At 44.0% G+C, this 16,928-nt stretch carries 18 protein-coding genes and 1 pseudogene; 3 read left to right on the forward strand and 16 right to left on the reverse strand.

Features of this window, described 5'->3' with window-relative positions:
* Positions 1 to 195: 195 nt before the first annotated feature.
* From HMPREF2918_RS04300 to HMPREF2918_RS04330, 7 genes are all read right to left on the reverse strand, one after another.
* Positions 196 to 1,236 (reverse strand): aldose epimerase family protein, encoded by a 1,041-nt coding sequence (locus HMPREF2918_RS04300; protein WP_049518273.1) that lies wholly within the window; start codon positions 1,234 to 1,236, stop codon positions 196 to 198.
* A gap of 81 nt (positions 1,237 to 1,317) precedes the next feature.
* Entirely contained in the window at positions 1,318 to 2,487 is a 1,170-nt protein-coding gene (locus tag HMPREF2918_RS04305) for an SIS domain-containing protein (RefSeq protein ID WP_049518274.1), read from the reverse strand.
* 83 nt (positions 2,488 to 2,570) lie between these two features.
* Positions 2,571 to 2,975, reverse strand: coding sequence for a PTS sugar transporter subunit IIA (locus tag HMPREF2918_RS04310; protein WP_003002366.1), 405 nt, complete (start codon positions 2,973 to 2,975; stop codon positions 2,571 to 2,573).
* Positions 2,976 to 2,986: 11 nt separating this feature from the next.
* Complete coding sequence (locus HMPREF2918_RS04315) at positions 2,987 to 3,808, reverse strand: PTS system mannose/fructose/sorbose family transporter subunit IID (protein WP_003015398.1); 822 nt, start codon at positions 3,806 to 3,808, stop codon at positions 2,987 to 2,989.
* Positions 3,795 to 4,709, reverse strand: coding sequence for a PTS mannose/fructose/sorbose/N-acetylgalactosamine transporter subunit IIC (locus HMPREF2918_RS04320; protein WP_070594679.1), 915 nt, complete (start codon positions 4,707 to 4,709; stop codon positions 3,795 to 3,797). The genes HMPREF2918_RS04315 and HMPREF2918_RS04320 overlap by 14 nt, the downstream gene beginning before the upstream one ends.
* A gap of 26 nt (positions 4,710 to 4,735) precedes the next feature.
* Entirely contained in the window at positions 4,736 to 5,212 is a 477-nt protein-coding gene (locus HMPREF2918_RS04325; RefSeq protein ID WP_003009322.1) for a PTS sugar transporter subunit IIB, read from the reverse strand.
* Positions 5,209 to 6,996, reverse strand: a complete 1,788-nt coding sequence (locus HMPREF2918_RS04330; RefSeq protein WP_070594680.1) for a glycoside hydrolase family 35 protein — start codon at positions 6,994 to 6,996, stop codon at positions 5,209 to 5,211. Before HMPREF2918_RS04330 ends, HMPREF2918_RS04325 begins: the two co-directional genes overlap by 4 nt.
* Before the next feature lie 132 nt (positions 6,997 to 7,128).
* On the opposite strand from HMPREF2918_RS04330, the gene HMPREF2918_RS04335 reads away from it, so the two are divergent.
* On the forward strand, positions 7,129 to 7,845 hold the full coding sequence (locus HMPREF2918_RS04335) for a GntR family transcriptional regulator (RefSeq protein ID WP_070594681.1): 717 nt from the start codon (positions 7,129 to 7,131) through the stop codon (positions 7,843 to 7,845).
* A gap of 334 nt (positions 7,846 to 8,179) precedes the next feature.
* Here the strand turns inward: HMPREF2918_RS04335 and purB are convergent, their stop codons facing one another.
* The 7 genes from purB to purD all read right to left on the reverse strand — a co-directional run bounded on the left by purB (position 8,180) and on the right by purD (position 14,149).
* On the reverse strand, positions 8,180 to 9,478 hold the full coding sequence (gene purB, locus HMPREF2918_RS04340; RefSeq protein ID WP_003009314.1) for an adenylosuccinate lyase: 1,299 nt from the start codon (positions 9,476 to 9,478) through the stop codon (positions 8,180 to 8,182).
* A gap of 55 nt (positions 9,479 to 9,533) precedes the next feature.
* A complete protein-coding gene (locus tag HMPREF2918_RS04345) occupies positions 9,534 to 9,761 on the reverse strand; it encodes a hypothetical protein (protein WP_045760093.1) in 228 nt (75 codons plus the stop codon).
* A gap of 8 nt (positions 9,762 to 9,769) precedes the next feature.
* Positions 9,770 to 10,720, reverse strand: a complete 951-nt coding sequence (locus HMPREF2918_RS04350; protein WP_070594682.1) for a ketopantoate reductase family protein — start codon at positions 10,718 to 10,720, stop codon at positions 9,770 to 9,772.
* Positions 10,721 to 10,823: 103 nt separating this feature from the next.
* A complete protein-coding gene (locus HMPREF2918_RS04355; RefSeq protein ID WP_141751558.1) occupies positions 10,824 to 11,081 on the reverse strand; it encodes a hypothetical protein in 258 nt (85 codons plus the stop codon).
* A 1-nt stretch (position 11,082) separates the two neighbouring features.
* Positions 11,083 to 12,174: a 5-(carboxyamino)imidazole ribonucleotide synthase gene (gene purK, locus HMPREF2918_RS04360; protein WP_045760091.1), complete on the reverse strand. Its 1,092-nt coding sequence runs from the start codon at positions 12,172 to 12,174 to the stop codon at positions 11,083 to 11,085.
* A complete protein-coding gene (purE, locus tag HMPREF2918_RS04365; RefSeq protein ID WP_070594683.1) occupies positions 12,161 to 12,649 on the reverse strand; it encodes a 5-(carboxyamino)imidazole ribonucleotide mutase in 489 nt (162 codons plus the stop codon). Before purE ends, purK begins: the two co-directional genes overlap by 14 nt.
* A gap of 234 nt (positions 12,650 to 12,883) precedes the next feature.
* Positions 12,884 to 14,149, reverse strand: a complete 1,266-nt coding sequence (gene purD / locus HMPREF2918_RS04370; RefSeq protein ID WP_070594684.1) for a phosphoribosylamine--glycine ligase — start codon at positions 14,147 to 14,149, stop codon at positions 12,884 to 12,886.
* Between the two features lie 182 nt (positions 14,150 to 14,331).
* On the opposite strand from purD, the gene HMPREF2918_RS04375 reads away from it, so the two are divergent.
* Complete coding sequence (locus HMPREF2918_RS04375; protein ID WP_070594685.1) at positions 14,332 to 15,351, forward strand: GBS Bsp-like repeat-containing protein; 1,020 nt, start codon at positions 14,332 to 14,334, stop codon at positions 15,349 to 15,351.
* Positions 15,352 to 15,405: 54 nt separating this feature from the next.
* On the opposite strand, the pseudogene HMPREF2918_RS11785 reads toward HMPREF2918_RS04375, so the two are convergent.
* Together HMPREF2918_RS11785 and HMPREF2918_RS04380 are read right to left on the reverse strand one after the other, a co-directional pair.
* Positions 15,406 to 15,480, reverse strand: a pseudogene (locus HMPREF2918_RS11785) (IMP cyclohydrolase); the annotation flags it as partial.
* 59 nt (positions 15,481 to 15,539) lie between these two features.
* On the reverse strand, positions 15,540 to 16,049 hold the full coding sequence (locus tag HMPREF2918_RS04380) for an HXXEE domain-containing protein (RefSeq protein ID WP_070594686.1): 510 nt from the start codon (positions 16,047 to 16,049) through the stop codon (positions 15,540 to 15,542).
* Positions 16,050 to 16,216: 167 nt separating this feature from the next.
* On the opposite strand from HMPREF2918_RS04380, the gene HMPREF2918_RS04385 reads away from it, so the two are divergent.
* Positions 16,217 to 16,759: a TetR/AcrR family transcriptional regulator gene (locus tag HMPREF2918_RS04385; protein WP_070594687.1), complete on the forward strand. Its 543-nt coding sequence runs from the start codon at positions 16,217 to 16,219 to the stop codon at positions 16,757 to 16,759.
* The last annotated feature ends 169 nt before the right edge of the window (positions 16,760 to 16,928 follow it).

Below are 16,928 nucleotides of genomic sequence, written 5' to 3' on the forward strand. Positions count from 1 at the left end.
GCTCTTATAGGGAGATTATTATGAAAAAGTTTTAGGAGTTTTATCATTCAAAGTTAGGAGGTCTTTGATGATGGTATTAGTATACGACAGGAAGCTTAAACTTTCCTTATAGTTTTTCTAAAAAATTTTTTTCGAGAAAAAGAGGGAGCTCCAATCAAGAATTTTACATCCTTGTTTGGGCCTCCCCTTTTCATATTATTTCTTAGCGATAGCGTGGTAGCTGGTCTTGCTAGTGAAGACTTGACCTCCCCTCAAGATGACCTTTTCAGCCTGGTCACTGTGAATGGCATCTGGCACTGTTTGGAATTCTAGAGCCAAGCCATTGTGCTGAACCATTGGTTGACCTTGCAGATGAACAGTTTCGTCTACGAAATTGGCTGAATACACTACCAAGGCTGGGGCTTCTGACTTGAAGGTCAAAAAACGTCCAGATGGCTGATGGTAAAGAAAGCCAGCATTTTCATGCCCTTCTGGAAGAGCAAATGGATGGTCTAATCCTTCTACAAGGCGGATTTGCGGATCAGAGTCCTTAAAAAGATCCTCCAAGAGCATAGCTTGATAGAGATGCTGGACAACCGGACTTTCTCTATCCACGGTCTGAAGAGGGACACCGTCAGGATGGATAGGGTAAAGCCCTTGATGGTTGATCTGAAAGACATGGTCGTTGATCGGTTGGGTGAAGTTCCCAGATAGGTTGAAATAGCTGTGGTTTGTAGGGTTGACCAAGGTATCTTGATCCGTTTCTACCCGATAGGCAATCTCGAGTTCACCATCTTCCGTCAAACCATAGGTTACCCAGATCTTGAGATTTCCAGGGAAACCGCCGGTACCATCTGCACGCTCTGTGTAGAGAGTGATTTCCTGATCCGTTACCGACTCCACGCTAAACAAGGCGCTGTCCCAACCCGTCGGTCCACTGTGGTTGCAGTTGGCACCGTTATTAGCTTCCAAACGATAGGTTTGACCATTGAGTTCAAAGCTGGCTCCTGCAATCCGACCTGCTACCGGGCCAATACTAGCCCCATATTTAGGGCTATTGCCCACATAGTCCTCAAAGCGATCAAAGCCTAGTATAATATTAGCAAACTGTTCTTCTTTATCAGGCGTCACATATTCTAAGATCGTCGCCCCATAGGTCATGACAGATAATTGATAGCCCTTGTCATTTTCGAGGCGATAAGCCCGAACCTCTTGATCCTGCCATTCTCCAAACACGCTTTCTTGATACTGTTTCACAAACCTTCTCCTCTCACTGTTTTTCTCCATTGTATCAGTTTCACAAGAAGAAACACTCCACTTTTTATAGAAAATTAGTGGCTATTCTTTATGAAATGGATGAATGATCACTCCTTGAACAACCCGATTGACGGTACCAGTCGGTGAAGGCGTATCTGGGCGATTTTGCACCTTGAGCGAAGTCAAGAGAGAAATCAATTGACCATAGATAATGTATGGGAAGGCACGGTAAATATCTAGTGAGTCTGCTGATGCTTCTACTAACACTTCCCGTACATGCTCAACCCCTGCAACTTGATCCGTCAAGAGGACAACTTGACGGGCAATTTGATCCCCTGCAACTTCTCGAACCAAGTCCAGATCATACTGACAGGTATAAGGATCAATGGAGCCAAAGACCAAGACGAGGGTTTGGTCATTGATGAGAGATTTCGGACCGTGACGGAAGCCGACAGGACTCTCATACATGGTTGCGATTTTGCCTGCTGTTAATTCCAAAATCTTGAGCTGGGCTTCATGGGCTAGGCCAAAGAAAGGTCCTGCCCCCAGATAGATCACGCGCTCAAAGTCTAGATCGACCACTTCCTTGACCTCACGGTCCTTCTCCAAGATTTGCTCAGACAGATCAACCAGCTCTTCTACTCGTTTTTCCTTGATCTCTTCCTCACTTGGATCAAAGACCAAGAGAGCTGTCAAGAGCATGGAGGTGAAGCTAGAGGTCATCGCAAAGCCAGCATCATTGGTTTCTTTAGGTTGGAGAAGCAAGAGATTGCGCTCATCTCCGTGGGCTTGCTGGGCCAGCTTTCCTTCTTCTGCACAGGTAATGGTGATCTGATAAAGCTCAGTGACCAAGTCTTGGGCCAACTGCACGGTTGCGACACTTTCTGGCGAATTGCCACTCCGGGCAAAGGATACTAAAACCGTCGGAACCTCTTTTTTCAAATAGGTTTGAGGATGTGCTACGATATCCGTCGTCGCAATGGATTGAAAATTCCAGTGGCGTTCATCATGTACTTCCTGCAAATATGGAACCAAGGTATCTCCCACATAGGCTGAGGTCCCAGCCCCTGTCAAGATGACCTTGATATAGTCATGCTCTTGCCCAATTTTTTCCAAGAAAGCTTTTATTTCCGCTTTTCTTTCTTGGTACAAGCGGGCCGTTTCCTTCCAAACACTTGGTTGTTGGTAGATCTCACGAGTGGTGATCTCTGCTCCTAGTTCCTGCAAGTCTTCTTTTGTATAGTCTAACATAGAACCTGTTGTTCCTTTCTACAATCTAACGTTGATAAATGGGAAAGGAGCCTGAGATGATGCTCCCAGACTCCCATACCAACCTACTCATCTTCATCATCATCAAGGTTTGACAAGAGGTCATTGACCTTGACAATACTTTCTTTTGCACGTTCAGGGTAGTCCCCTTCATTACCAGTCAGGCTGCTATTGATGAATTCGATGACCATCGGAAGATTCATCCCTGCGTATAAGTCAATCGCACGTCCTTCAAGGATCAAGCGGCTCACGGTGTTGCAAGGAGTTCCTCCCAAGAGATCGGCAAATACAATATAGTCTTCTAGACCTTGGACTGTTGCTTCAAATTTAGCAGTAAAGTCTTCTGGTCCTTCTTCTGGTAAGAGTGCAACCGTATGGATGGATTCTTGTGGTCCCATAATCATCTCTGTGCTCGCTTTGAGTTCTTCACAAAAGCGACCATGGCTGACCAATACTAACTCTTTTGCCATACCTTACTCCATTATTGCATGCCGAAGCAGAAATGACCAAAGGCAGAAAAGGCAATCGCTGCGACGATAATCAACAAGATGGCTTTAGTTGAGTTCATTCCTTTACGTCCAAGCAACCAGTAAATCACACCTGTGATAATAGCTGGAACCAAGCGTGGGAAGATCAAATTGAGCATGTCTTGAATATCGATGGCTTTGTCCCCGATGTGTGGCATCCAGGTTACATCCACATTGATCATGGTTGCAATCAAGGCACCGACCATGAAGATACCAAGTACAGAAGCTGCTTCGATCAAAGCTGTCAAGGTACTTTGCATGTTGTTGATCAAGTTGGTACCTTCTTTATAAGCAAATTCCAACTGTTTCCAACGGAAGATATCATACGCAACTGCTACAGCAATCCAAAGGAAGATCCCCCATGGTTGACCTTGTGATGCGATGGTTGCTGCAATCGATCCCATAATAGCTGGAACCAAAGATCCAAAGATAGAGTCTCCAAGAGGGGCAAATGGTCCCATGAGACCTGTCTTGATCCCGTTAACCGCATCTTTAGAGTTGACACCATCTTTTTCTTCCAAAGCCAAATCAAAACCAGTGATAATGGTGTGGAAGAATGGAGAAGTATTGAAGAATTGCGTATGCAATTTCATCATTTCTTTCAATTCAGGTGTGCCGTCTCCATACATTTTCCGCAATTGTGGAAGAAGCATGTAAAGGTAACCAGAAGCCTGCATCCGTTCGTAGTTCCAACCCAATTGGAAGGTGAAGAGGCTACGTTTGTTGATTTGTTTAAAATCCTCTTTAGTGAGTTTGTAGTTCTTAGAATTCGTCATCTTCAATTTCCCCGCTTTCTACATTGCTTGCTGGAGCAGCTACAACTGTACGTTGGCTGTTTTTAAAGTGTTGCACTGCAAGGAAGATACCGATGATGGCAACCCCGATCATAGATACAGATTTGAAGTTGTTTGTGAAAGCAACCATTTGTTCTTTTGGAAGTTTTGCAAAAGCATCTGTTCCAAGCATAGAAGAAATTGCAGCACCAAGGCTTTGAACATTGCTGTAAAGCACTGTCAACATCGCTGTCAAGCCAAAACCAAGGGCAAGATAGTGAAGGTGACGTTTCACAGGCAAGTAGTGAAGCAAGATTGCAAAACCAAGACCAGGGAGCATGCGACCTGCAAGTGTCAAGCCGTTTGCAAACCATTGATATTTTGCAACAAAGTCAACAACAGATTGGACAAAAGCACCACCAAAGGCAAGAGCCAAGAAGACTGGAAGGGCACGAGAGAGAGCCCAAGGAACCGCACCAAGAAGGTAGTTGCGTTCAATTCCTTTATAATCAAAGCGTTCGATTGCCGCATCAATACGGTGTGCAAAGGCAGTAGTACTCATACGGCCAAGGATATCTGCATAAGTCAAGAGAGCAGCTACGGGAACGGCAATAGTTGAAATCGCAATTTCTGGTTTAATGCCTTGCGCTACTGAGAAGGCAGTTGCAAGAACGGCACCAGATGTTGCGTCAATACGAGAAGCTCCACCAAAAGTACCAACACCGAGTACTGTCAATTGAAGAGAAGCTCCGATAAAGAGACCTGTTCCTAAATCCCCCATAACAAGTCCTGTAATGAAACCAGCAAAGACTGGTGAGCCTGCTGATGAAACAATCGTCAACTCATCACAGATTTGATAAGCTGAGTACAAAGTAAGTAGTAAAATTTGCCACCATTGTATCATGACAATTTCCTCCTAAAAATTTTCTTTTACTTTAATAACTTCATAAAGTCTTCTGCAGTGTCGTTTGGCACCATCTGAGACGTAATTTTCACACCTTTTTCGTGGATCTTGTTGAAGTCTTCCACGTCCGCGTCCACCACATTGATCGAGCGGGTAATCGCGCGTGTCTCATCGGATTGAGACATATTGCCGACATTCAGCGTTTCAAGCTGAACGCCTGCTTCGATCAAACGAAGGAAACGATCAGGTTTGCGAGCTACGATAAAGAGTCGTTGGCTATCATATTTTCCAGCCAAGATATTTTCCGCAGCCTTAGCGACTGGCAAGATACTGAGCTTGACACCAGGTGGTGTCGCTAGTTTCAAGCCACTTTTTTCGATATCATTTTGAGCGACTTCATCATCGATCACCATGATACGTGAAACATTTAGTTTGGTAGTCCAAAGATTGGCTACCTGCCCGTGGATCAAACGTCCATCGATACGGCATCCTACAATAGTCATAAGTTTTCCCCCTTTACTTCTTTGAATGTAGGTTGTTGAACAAGTTGAAGTGTCTCTTGGTAACGCCCTTCTGTCTCAAAGACGATCAGGCTATTGGTTCCTTCTTTGAGGAAACCATGAGGCACATAAAGTGAAGTGGTCGGTCCGACCTCCCAGAAGCGGCCAAGGTTATGGCCATTGACAAAGACGACCCCCTTTCCAAATCCTGTCATATCTAGATAGGTGTCAAGGGTTTGGTCCAGCTGAAAATCATATCGGTAAAAAGCTGGAGCACCTGCCTGCCATTCCTTTGAAAAATCGAGCTGACTGAGATCTTGTAAATCCAGTGGGTACTGCTTCCAATGAAGGTGGAAATGCAAATCCACACAGACACCTGTGCGAATGCCCTTGTGCTGGCTGTCAGCCAAGAGCTTGTGCCCGTAGTTGACACGTCCCATATTCTCAAGCAAGATTTTTAAATTCGTAACCGCTTTCTTTTTTCCTTTGATAAAAAGATCTTCACCGATCTCTGTTTGGTATTGCGTTGCTACATGTTGATCATCCAGGTAAATCTGTACCCGATCCCGACCATCAATGATGCGCAGTCTTTCTTCTTCCGCATCCAACTCAAGGTCTGTCTCATATAGTAGATAACCTGTGGTTTGCCCCAACTCTTCCATCTTTTCAGGATAAAGGCTGGTCTCGACTTGAGCCAAATTATCCAGATTCCCAAAAAGACTAGTCTTGGCTGCCAATTGCAAGGTTTGTTCTGGCAAACACTCTTTGATGAGTGGTTCTTGCTGTGGGTATTCCGGATAATAGGTCGCCATCATTTTTTGAATAGCATAATACTTCTCCGTCGGATTGCCCTGCTCATTGAGCAAAGCCCCATAGTCATAGGACGTCACCTGTGGCAAGTCTAGCGTTCCCCGAGCTGAGCAACCATTCATGAAGCCGAAATTGGTTCCGCCATGAAACATATAGAGGTTGATGGAACCAAGCTCCAAGACCTCATGGACAGCTTCTGCCAACTCCTCTGGGTCCCTTTGAATCACGGGTTCCTTCCAGCGGGTAAACCAGCCATCCCAGAATTCCATACACATCAAGGGCCATTTCTTGCCGTATTCGTCAAAGAATTCTTTCATCTGACCAAAGTTATAGGCTGCTTTGGAACCGAAGTTTCCTGTCACGAAGAGGTCTTCTTCGATCAAGGTTCCTGCTCTTAGCGTTGCTCGCCATGGACCATCTGATGTAAAGAGAGGACAGGTCACGCCTTTTCCCTTCATCAAATCCCGAATGGCACGAAGATAATCCTTATCTTCTCCATAAGAGCCGTACTCATTTTCCACCTGCATCATAAGGATTGGACCACCCCGATCCACTTGGTAGGGTGTCAACAACCCAAGCAAGCGATCATAATAACGATCCACCGCTTCGATAAAGGCTGGGTCTGATGAGCGGATTCGCAGGTCTTCTTCTAAGAGCCAAGCTGGCAATCCACCAAATTCCCACTCTGCACAGATAAAGGGCGACGGCCTTACAATCATGTAAAGTCCTAGGGACTGGGCTGTTTGAATGAAACGCTCTAGATCCAATCGGCCACTAAAGTCAAACTGCCCTTTGCGGGGTTCATGCGCATTCCAAGGAACATAGGTCTCAACCGTGTTAAAACCCAAAGCTTTTAGATTATACAAGGAATGATACCAGTCTGCTGGGTCAATACGGAAATAATGGATTGCTCCGGATAAAATCTTAAAGGGTTGACCTTTTAAATAGAAAGCATCGCGAATCTCAAAAACTCCCATAAACGCCCCCCTTTCTTATATGTAACCCTTTTCATTTATTAATATAATAAATTATTTGAAAAATGTCAACACTTTTATAAAAAATATGTTAAAATAGGGTTAAATAAGAGAAATCTAAAGAGAGGTAGCACTATGGCAATTCCAAAGTACCAACACATCAAAGATGATTTGAAGCAGCAAATTATCTCAGGAAAATTTGAAAATGGAGATAAATTTTATACGGAAGCTGAACTCATCAAAATTTATGATGTCAGCTCTATCACCGTTGTCCGTGCTTTGAACGACCTCGCCGCCGATGGCTACATTGTCCGTCAGCAAGGAAAGGGAACCTTTGTTTCTCGTGCTCGAAAACACAAACTGGTAGAATTTTCAGATGTTGAAACCTTCCCAATCCAAAAGGCCAAAGTCAAAGTTCTCTCTATTAAACGTGGAAATACCTTGAGCATCCTAGACAAACTAGGCCTCAACCCAACGCAGTTCTACTATAAGATCGAACGGACTCGCCAGACAGGGGATGATACCTATATCTTCCACCAAACCTATATTCCTGAACAATACATCAATCCAAACTATCCAAATTTGGAATACTACAGCTCTATCTATGATCGCTTCAAAGAAGACTATCACATTCATATGAATGATGAGCACTTCGAAGAAGTCAACGAAATCGTCTTTCCTACACCAAGCAAGGTTGCTAAAGTATTGAAGATCGACGAAAATTTCCCAACGGTCAAACAAGTGAAGACGACCAAGCTAGAAGCGACTGGCCAAATCCTTGAATACACGGAAACCTATAAACGCGGTGACTACTACAAGATCAAGTTCATCTCCTGTGACCGCGATCACTAAGAACCAAAAAGACTGAGACATCTCGGTCTTTTTTATAGCTCCAGTATAGCATGTTGAAAACGATTTCTAAAGACCTCTTTAAAAATATATATAATTAGTGATAGTTTAGCTATAAAAAGTTTAAAAAGGGAGTGGGAAAGAACTCCGACTAGTTAAAAAGAGTTCGTCTTCCCCACCCCCGCACAGTTGATTAGGTCATCTTTGGAGCTTCATAAGCGAACAAAGATACCAATCAACCACTGCGTCTTGCAGTTAGTCTTATCAAACATCAAAGGCTGGACAGTTTTTGCCCAGCCTCTTTCGTCTATTTTTCAAATTCCCTTTTTCGTTGCGATTAGTCACCCAAACCGATGCGTTCGAAGATTTCATCCACCCGTTTGGTGTAGTAAGTTGGGTTGAAGATTTCGTCGATTTCTTCTTGAGTGAGACGTGAAGTTACTTCTGGATCTGCTTCAAGAAGTGGTTTGAAGTCTACTTGGTTATCCCATGATTGGGCAGTCTTCGGTTGAACAAGGTCGTAAGCTTGCTCACGTGTCATCCCTTTTTCAATCAAAGTCAACATGGCACGTTGGCTGAAGATCAAACCAAATGTAGAGTTCATGTTGCGAATCATGTTTTCTGGGAAGACTGTCAAGTTCTTAACGATGTTTCCGAAACGGTTGAGCATGTAGTCAATCAAGATGGTTGTGTCTGGTGCGATGATACGCTCAGCTGATGAGTGAGAGATATCACGCTCATGCCAGAGTGACACATTTTCGTAAGCTGTGACCATGTGACCACGGATCACACGCGCAAGACCTGTCATGTTTTCAGAACCGATCGGGTTGCGCTTGTGAGGCATTGCTGAAGAACCTTTTTGACCTTTGGCAAAGAACTCTTCCACTTCACGTTGTTCAGATTTTTGAAGACCACGGATTTCAGTTGCCATCCGCTCGATAGAAGTTGCGATGCTCGCAAGAACTGCAAAGTACTCAGCGTGAAGGTCACGAGGAAGCACCTGTGTAGAGATTTCTTGAGCACGGATACCCAATTTGTCGCAGACGTATTTTTCAACGAATGGTGGGATGTTAGCAAAGTTACCAACCGCACCAGAAATCTTACCAGCTTCCACACCAGCAGCCGCATGCTCAAAACGCTCGATGTTCCGTTTCATTTCGCTGTACCAAGTGGCCAATTTCAAACCAAAAGTTGTAGGTTCAGCGTGCACACCGTGGGTACGACCCATCATGATAGTGAACTTGTGTTCTTTCGCTTTGTCAGCGATGATGTTGAGGAAGTTTTCAAGGTCCTTGCGGATGATGTCGTTGGCTTGTTTGTAGAGGTAACCATAGGCAGTATCTACCACGTCAGTAGAAGTCAACCCATAGTGAACCCACTTACGCTCTTCACCAAGCGTTTCAGAAACCGCACGTGTGAAGGCAACCACATCGTGACGTGTTTGCTGCTCGATTTCCAAAATACGGTCAATGTCAAAATCCGCCTTCTCGCGAATCAAAGCCACATCTTCCTTAGGGATTTCTCCCAACTCAGCCCATGCTTCATCAGCCAAGATTTCCACCTCAAGCCAAGCACGGTATTTATTTTCTTCAGTCCAAATGTTCGCCATTTCTGGGCGAGAGTAACGTTCGATCATATTATTATTTTCCTTTCTTTTGATGTTTCACATCAGTTAGCAACCAACAGTCGTTTTATTCAAATTCTTCTTTTCCAATCCACACCGATGGATAGTGATCGAGTGTATTCAAATCCGTATCCAGTGGGACATCATAGATAGCTAAATAGTTTTCAGGATATTGAGCAGTCAGCTCTTCATACTTAGCTTTCACTTTTTCGTGATCACTACTAGCATATAAGACTTCGACGACTGCTCCCGTCTTTTCTTTTTCAACAAATGCGTTGACAATGAGTTGAATCATAAAACCTCCTAAATCGAAATGCCCTTCATATTTGCTTCCAGAATAGGCATCTTGACACCTAACTCTTGACCAGTATGATAAACACTTTGACAACAATAGAAGATGTCCTGTTTATCATTGTGCAAAGTCATAATTTTTCGAGTCAGCTCATTTTTCGCAAACATGACTTTCATGGCTTTGCCGGCTATCCAAGCCGGAATTTTGTAGGGTAAGAGTTCTGCCTTATAAAGCTTCAAATTCACGCCACGCGCTTCTACGACTTTCAAGGCTTCTCGAATGGCCTTGATGGCCAATGACAATTCCGATGAACTATTCATCAAGTTCAGAGCCAATTCTTCTGGGTTTTCCAAATTTCCTGAGCGAGCAGCCGTCGAAGTGACACCCGCATTAATCGCCATGTGAATCCAAATCCACTCGACCATATCATGAGGCACTTCCCACTTCAAATCTGCAGAAGTCAGTAAATCCGTCAGATCAGCATAGTTAGAAATGTGTGCTTTTTGCTCACCTTCTAGCATTAAATGGTCAAACAAGACACCATCCAAATGGTCCTCCTGCATGTGACCGCCCGCTGTCGGAAAGGCCAGAATATAGTCATAATCTCCTGCCCACTCTTGGACCTCTTTTCGAGTATCCCAGAAATTACAGAAGAAAACAAGGGTACCTTTGATATTATTTTTCCGCAAGGTCTCCACAGCTTCTTTGACAAAACCATGACGCACACTCAGAAAAATAAAATCATATTCCGAATCAGCTTCCGCCACATGAACCTCATAGGTATCATGCTTGTTCTCACCCTTGGAATGATAGCGACCATCTAGCAGATCAACCGACAACTCCTTCGGAGCTGTGCTTTTCTTACTATCTCTCAGTACGTGTTCCACTTGATGGCCTGCTTTTTGAAAGGCGTAGGCATAAGTGGTCCCGATGACTCCAAGTCCTAGAATCGCTATTTTCACTTAAAAATCAATTCCTTTCCTTCAGTAGTTGTCTGGCTTCTCTTGTTTAACAAATGAGTTGACGATGAGTTGAATCCTAAATTCTCCCCATTCAATTTAAATACTATTCTTCCTCAGAATCTTCGTAAACACAAAATTCAATCGAAAGTTTTATAGGGCGACTTGTTAATCCAAAACTCTTTATATAATCATAGACCTCATCATCATCGCGGATATGCTTTATAACTAATTGATTATTTGTTATCTCTACAACATGGATCCCTTCTGCATCAGGAATTTCTGGAATCTCTACATCGTCCGCATAAGTAAATGTTAGAGTAGTAATATCATCTTCGAATACATCATCGAATTCTTCTACCATTTTAAAAATCAATCCCTTTCCCAAATTCCTCAACTTCATCAGGCTCATCACTAAACAAAGTCACATGTCCCATTTTGCGGTTGTGCTTTGCTTCTAGTTTACCATATAAGTGGAGGTGAGCGCTTGGATTTTCTGTCACATATGTTTCAGCAGCCTCTACGTGTTGGCCGAGTACATTGAGCATGACAGCAGGCGCATGGAGGTGAATAGCAGGAAGTGGTGCTCCGAGAACTCCTAGAATATGGGTATCAAACTGTGAAAAGTCGCAAGCTTCGATTGAGTAGTGCCCTGAATTATGTGGGCGTGGCGCGATTTCGTTGACGATGATATCATCAGCTGTCGCAAACATTTCTACACAAAGTGTACCAGACAAGTTCAGTTGTTCTGCGATTCGCACTGCCATGGCTTTAGCTTTTTCAGCTAGACTTTCTGAAATGCGAGCAGGCACAATGGTTTTTGAAAGAATGTTGTTGCGGTGGATATTTTCCTGAACGGGGAAAACCGTCACGTCCTTGCCATTTCCAGACACGATGACCGAAATTTCAAGATCAAAGTTGACAAATTCTTCCAAGACACAGTCTGCCGAGTCAGCTAGCGCATAGGCTTCTTCCAAATCTTCTTCTGAACGAATGACCTTCTGACCATGGCCATCGTAACCACCGGTCGCCGTCTTGAGAACATAGTTTTTCGAGAGGTCGATATCTGACAAGTCTTTGCTTGAGGTCACGACCTTGTAAGGAGCCACAGTGACTTGTGCCTTCTTGGAAAGAAAGTCCTTCTCAAAAATGCGATTTTGGGAGATGCGAAGCAGGTCTGTCCCTTGTGGGAGTTGTCCATCTTTGATAACGGCATCCAAACCATCAGCATCCACATTTTCAAATTCATAAGTGAGAACATCACAGCGATCTGCCAACTGACGAAGGGCATCCACGTCGTCGTAAGGAGCTACGATGATTTCCGCCACACGAGAGGCTGGGCAATCAGCTGCTGGATCCAGTGCGATAACCTTGTGCCCCATGTAGATAGCTGAGATTGCCATCATCTGACCGAGCTGGCCACCACCGATAATCCCAATGGTTTTAGTTGAGCTCATTTGTAGACTCCTCTGCGATTTTTCCTTGTTCTTCTGCGAAATCCGCTAACGCTGTCGCAATAGCCTGGTCCTCTACCGAAAGAAGACGGAGGGCAAAGAGGGCGGCGTTAGTCGCACCAGCTTCACCAATCGCCATGGTTGCAACAGGTACCCCACCTGGCATCTGAACGATAGAGTAGAGCGAATCCACACCACTAAGGGCACGAGACTTGACGGGTACCCCAATAACCGGAAGGGTAGTCTTGGCTGCGACCATCCCTGGCAAGTGAGCTGCGCCACCTGCACCCGCGATGATGGCCTTGATGCCACGGCTACGTGCTTCTTCGGCATGTTTGAACATGAGGTCAGGCGTCCGATGGGCGGAAACAACTTTCTTTTCGTAAGCGACACCGAAGTTATCGAGGACTTCAGCTGCTTTTTGCATGGTTGCCCAGTCAGATTTTGAGCCCATGATAATGGAAATTACTGGTTTCATTTATTCTCCTTTTTTGATAATCGTCTATTGTAGTGCGGACGTAAGCGACCGCCTGTGGCGTTCCATTACTAAAACTGGAGCCTGAGTCTCCAGTTTTCCGCTCCTAGTAGCTCTGCTACTAGGAGTTCCACTACTGCGACGATTATCCTATACTAGCTCGCTAACGCTCGCAAATTAAGCGACCATTATCTTAGCTTGACTCGCTTTCGCTCGCCATGACAAAGTTAGTATCTGTTAATCTTTTATCGCCTTGCTACCGATATCCGTACGATAGAACAAGCCTTCTGTGTTTTGTTTGTTGAGTTCGTTGTAGATGATGTTTTGACCGTCTTTGACGGTGTCTGCTGTGGTAACCAGCATGTAGACACGTCCACCGTTTGAGAGGAGGTCTTGCCCGTTTTCAGCGAATTTGGCACCAGCATAGTAAGTGATGATGTCACCATCTGTCTTGGCTGGAAGTTTGACACCCTTCTCATAAGCGAGTGGGTAGCCGTTTGAGGCCACAACCACGCCTAGTGTCACACCCTTGTTCGTCCACGTGATGGCTGGCTCTTTGCCATCCAAAATATCAGTGATATTTTGTGCAAAGTCAGATGTCAAACGAGGCAAGATGATTTGCGTTTCAGGATCTCCAAAACGAGCGTTGAACTCGATGACTTTCGGTCCATCAGCTGTCAAGATAAGCCCCGCGTAAAGGACACCTAGGTACGGACGCCCTTCTTTGATCATGCCTTCAAGAACTGGCTTGACAATGGTGTCAACCGCTGTGTCAACCACGCTCTGTGGCAAGTGAGGAACTGGCGCATAGGCACCCATCCCACCAGTGTTAGGGCCCTTGTCCCCATCATAAGCACGTTTGTGGTCCTGAGCCGTTGGCATAATGTAGAATTTATCTCCATTGACAAAGGCAAAGAGAGAAAACTCTTCCCCGTCAAGAAATTCCTCGATGACCACACGCGCACCTGAATCACCGAATTTATTGTCCAAAAGCATCTCCTGAGCCGCTTCAACTGCTTGCTCAACCGTTTCAGCAACGACGACACCTTTCCCAAGGGCCAAACCGTCTGCCTTGACGACGATTGGAGCGCCTTTTTCCTCGATGTAGGCCTTGGCTTCCTCGAAATCTGAAAAGGTTCCATAGGCTGCTGTCGGAACGTCGTATTTGACCATGATTTCCTTAGCAAAATCCTTAGACCACTCCAGCTCAGCCGCAGCCTTGGTCGGACCAAAGGCCTTGAGACCAGCTGCATTGAAATCATCCACGATACCAGCTGCAAGGGCATCATCTGGACCGATAAAGGTCCAAGCAATATCGTTCGCTTTTGCGAAGTCAATCAGCTTAGAATGTTCGGAAATTCCGATATTGATCAAATCCAGACCATCTAATCGCATCCCGTCATTACCAGGAGCCACAAAAACCTGCTCAACGTCCTTAGACTCCAATAATTTCTTGGCAATCGCATGTTCACGACCACCAGAACCAACAACCAAAAGTTTCATCTTGAACCTCTTTTGCGAATTATTTTATTAAATTATATCATAATCGTTCGCTTTATTCTAATGATTTCAGCAAAAGTCTCCTATTTTCAGTAGAATCCAAACATTTTTTGCTATTTTCTCCTATTTCTCATTTTTTTCCGAATAGTATAGGTGAGACCTACTAATTGACGAAAAGGAGTATTATGCAAACGATCAAAAAAATTATCGTACTGACTTGTGCGACATGGGGGATGCAAACCTCTTTTGCTCATGCAGATCAAGCGACCAATGCTATCTATGCCGAAAAAGGGCAGCTGATGATTCATCTTGGAAATGTCCCGGATAAGTATCATAAGATCCAAGTTCCCATCTGGTCTGACCAAAATGGCCAAGATGACCTGACTTGGTATCCTGTGGAACGCAGTGACAAGGGATTTGACCTACAAGTGCCATTGACCAACCATTCTGATCAAGCCGGACTTTATCATGTTCATGTCTATGGGGTGGAGGCAAATGAACAGTTAACCGGTCTTTACCCTCTCACGACCAGCGTCCAGCAAAAAGACCTGGCTTCTTCCCAACCCAAGATCACGATCACACCCATCTCCTCACAAGAATTTGAGGTAGACCTAAAGTTGTTCGAAGACGTTGACGAGATTGTCTTCCCCATCTGGTCAGAAGAAAACGGGCAGGATGATCTGGTCTGGTATCCCGCAAAGAAGATTGCACCTGGACACTTCCAACTGCGCTTTCAGGCTCAAAAACACAAGGGAAGCGGGCTATTTCACCTACATGTCTATCAGAAAAAGAAGGGGCAACTACAAGGACTATTCCCCACTACCTTTCAAGTGGAAAAGGCAAAGCCAAAGCTCACTCCACTCGCGACACATCCGGGAAACACCTACCCCATCGGTGAGTGCACCTGGGGAGCCAAAGAATTAGCCCCTTGGGCCCACAACTGGTGGGGAAACGGTGGCATGTGGGCAGCTAGTGCACGCACTGCGGGATTCCGGACAGGAGACATCCCAGAGGTCGGTGCCATCGCCTGTTGGAATGATGGGGGATATGGGCATGTCGCCTTGGTTACGGATGTCGAACATGACCAAAAAATTCAGATCCAAGAGGCTAATTACAACGGCCATCGCTATATCGACAACTTCCGTGGCTGGTTTGATCCGACCAACCCCATCTGGGGAACTGTCACCTATATCTACCCAGATTAAGGTCGTCTTAACCAGCAGAAAAGGCACCCATCCATTGATGTGTGCCTTATTTGATCAATGTCTAAAATGTCTTACTCCTGTGAAGACCATAGCCATTCCGTATTTATCAGCAGCTTCGATAGATTCTTGGCTGCTCATTAACCAGTTATATCAGAAAGGTTAAAAAGTAGCTCTCATTTAATCGTTTTTCATTTCGCGTATTTTTCTAGATGTATTTGAATTTTTGGCATGATGAGATGCATGATTTTAAGATTCGTAAAAGCTAATACCATGGCCAATAAAAGATAGACAACGACTGATAACAAAGAACTGTCAGAAGGCCAATAGTGGGAAACAATCATTAGAACCATTGGCAATTCTAGGGTTACCGTGACGACTCCAGGAACATAGCCCCTAAATTGTAGGCACATGATATAATGGATTATGAAATGAGCTGTATAAGCTATTACAAAAGAAAAATAGAGTAAACTGTTGTGAGTTATTTGGCAGAATCCAGAAATAAACACCAGGATGATAAATTCTTCGAACACACCTACTGCAAAAGCGGAACCTTGCGTAACGGAACCAAAGAACGGTTTCTTAAAAGTTTCTAACTTTTGATGATGCCGTGTTTTCCACAAGGGCATAAAAATTATTTCTTCAAAATCATGTAAAATAAATAAAATAGGCAGCATCCAAACATTAAAAAGAATGCTCATACCTTTACCTCCTTAATAACAACTAACAATTATACAATGTTAAGAATAAATGATCATCATATATCACGCGCAACACTTTTAGTATAAAGATAAACTGTTACAAAAACAAGAGGTTAAGATAAATTGGCACAGTTTGACCAAAAGTGTGACAGGAAAGGAAAAATACCATGGAATATCAAACGCGACAATGGCTGGAGGAAGCCTTGTTCGATTTATTAGCAACTAAGAAGTCTCTCCAAAATATCAGCATTGCTGAACTCAGCGAGCATGCTCAGATTGCTAGACGAACATTTTATCGTTATTACCATTCAAAAGAGGAAGTTCTTACGAACTATTTAGACCGCTTAATCCAATACTATATTATCGAACTTCAAACAGCAAAACTAACTAATTTTGAAGATTTAGTGAACCTTTTCTTTCAGTATTGGAGCCAGTACACTGAGCCATTAAAAATTTTGCAAGACGCAAACTTACTCGTGCTTATCTTGCCAAGGTCTTATGATAAGTTTCTTGCTGCTTATACCACTGTCATGGCACCTTGGCACATTACAAATAGTGATCAAAGACAAATCAACTATGATAGTAGATTCATTACCGGCGGTCTCTACAATATTTTTGATGAATGGTTAAAAGGAGATTATAAAGCCATGCCTGTTAACGAGCTAGTCACAACAACCTTAAACACCATAAAACGTATAAAAAATAGTTAAGTGAGAAACTGAGTTTTTCGAGATTCGTCATGAACAGTTCTAACAAATCATTTTAATAATTTCTAACACTAAAATGCTTATTGTTTTAGACGTACAAAAAGAGAAGACAACTTACGTCTTCTCTCGTTGTTAGCGATAAATCATTTATCACAGTTGATAATGAGCTAAT

The organism is Streptococcus sp. HMSC065C01 (assembly GCF_001813525.1).
GTDB lineage: Bacteria > Bacillota > Bacilli > Lactobacillales > Streptococcaceae > Streptococcus > Streptococcus parasanguinis_V.

What these genes read in the sequence shown, in the direction of transcription:
- HMPREF2918_RS04375 (WP_070594685.1), top strand. Translation starts at nt 14,332, where the DNA reads ATGCAAACGATCAAAAAAATTATCGTACTGACTTGTGCGACATGGGGG.
- HMPREF2918_RS04310 (WP_003002366.1), bottom strand. Translation starts at nt 2,975, where the DNA reads ATGGCAAAAGAGTTAGTATTGGTCAGCCATGGTCGCTTTTGTGAAGAA.
- purB (WP_003009314.1), bottom strand. Translation starts at nt 9,478, where the DNA reads ATGATCGAACGTTACTCTCGCCCAGAAATGGCGAACATTTGGACTGAA.
- HMPREF2918_RS04305 (WP_049518274.1), bottom strand. Translation starts at nt 2,487, where the DNA reads ATGTTAGACTATACAAAAGAAGACTTGCAGGAACTAGGAGCAGAGATC.
- purE (WP_070594683.1), bottom strand. Translation starts at nt 12,649, where the DNA reads ATGAAACCAGTAATTTCCATTATCATGGGCTCAAAATCTGACTGGGCA.
- HMPREF2918_RS04325 (WP_003009322.1), bottom strand. Translation starts at nt 5,212, where the DNA reads ATGACTATTGTAGGATGCCGTATCGATGGACGTTTGATCCACGGGCAG.
- HMPREF2918_RS04385 (WP_070594687.1), top strand. Translation starts at nt 16,217, where the DNA reads ATGGAATATCAAACGCGACAATGGCTGGAGGAAGCCTTGTTCGATTTA.
- HMPREF2918_RS04320 (WP_070594679.1), bottom strand. Translation starts at nt 4,709, where the DNA reads ATGATACAATGGTGGCAAATTTTACTACTTACTTTGTACTCAGCTTAT.
- purD (WP_070594684.1), bottom strand. Translation starts at nt 14,149, where the DNA reads ATGAAACTTTTGGTTGTTGGTTCTGGTGGTCGTGAACATGCGATTGCC.
- HMPREF2918_RS04315 (WP_003015398.1), bottom strand. Translation starts at nt 3,808, where the DNA reads ATGACGAATTCTAAGAACTACAAACTCACTAAAGAGGATTTTAAACAA.
- HMPREF2918_RS04380 (WP_070594686.1), bottom strand. Translation starts at nt 16,049, where the DNA reads ATGAGCATTCTTTTTAATGTTTGGATGCTGCCTATTTTATTTATTTTA.
- HMPREF2918_RS04335 (WP_070594681.1), top strand. Translation starts at nt 7,129, where the DNA reads ATGGCAATTCCAAAGTACCAACACATCAAAGATGATTTGAAGCAGCAA.
- purK (WP_045760091.1), bottom strand. Translation starts at nt 12,174, where the DNA reads ATGAGCTCAACTAAAACCATTGGGATTATCGGTGGTGGCCAGCTCGGT.
- HMPREF2918_RS04355 (WP_141751558.1), bottom strand. Translation starts at nt 11,081, where the DNA reads ATGGTAGAAGAATTCGATGATGTATTCGAAGATGATATTACTACTCTA.
- HMPREF2918_RS04345 (WP_045760093.1), bottom strand. Translation starts at nt 9,761, where the DNA reads ATGATTCAACTCATTGTCAACGCATTTGTTGAAAAAGAAAAGACGGGA.
- HMPREF2918_RS04330 (WP_070594680.1), bottom strand. Translation starts at nt 6,996, where the DNA reads ATGGGAGTTTTTGAGATTCGCGATGCTTTCTATTTAAAAGGTCAACCC.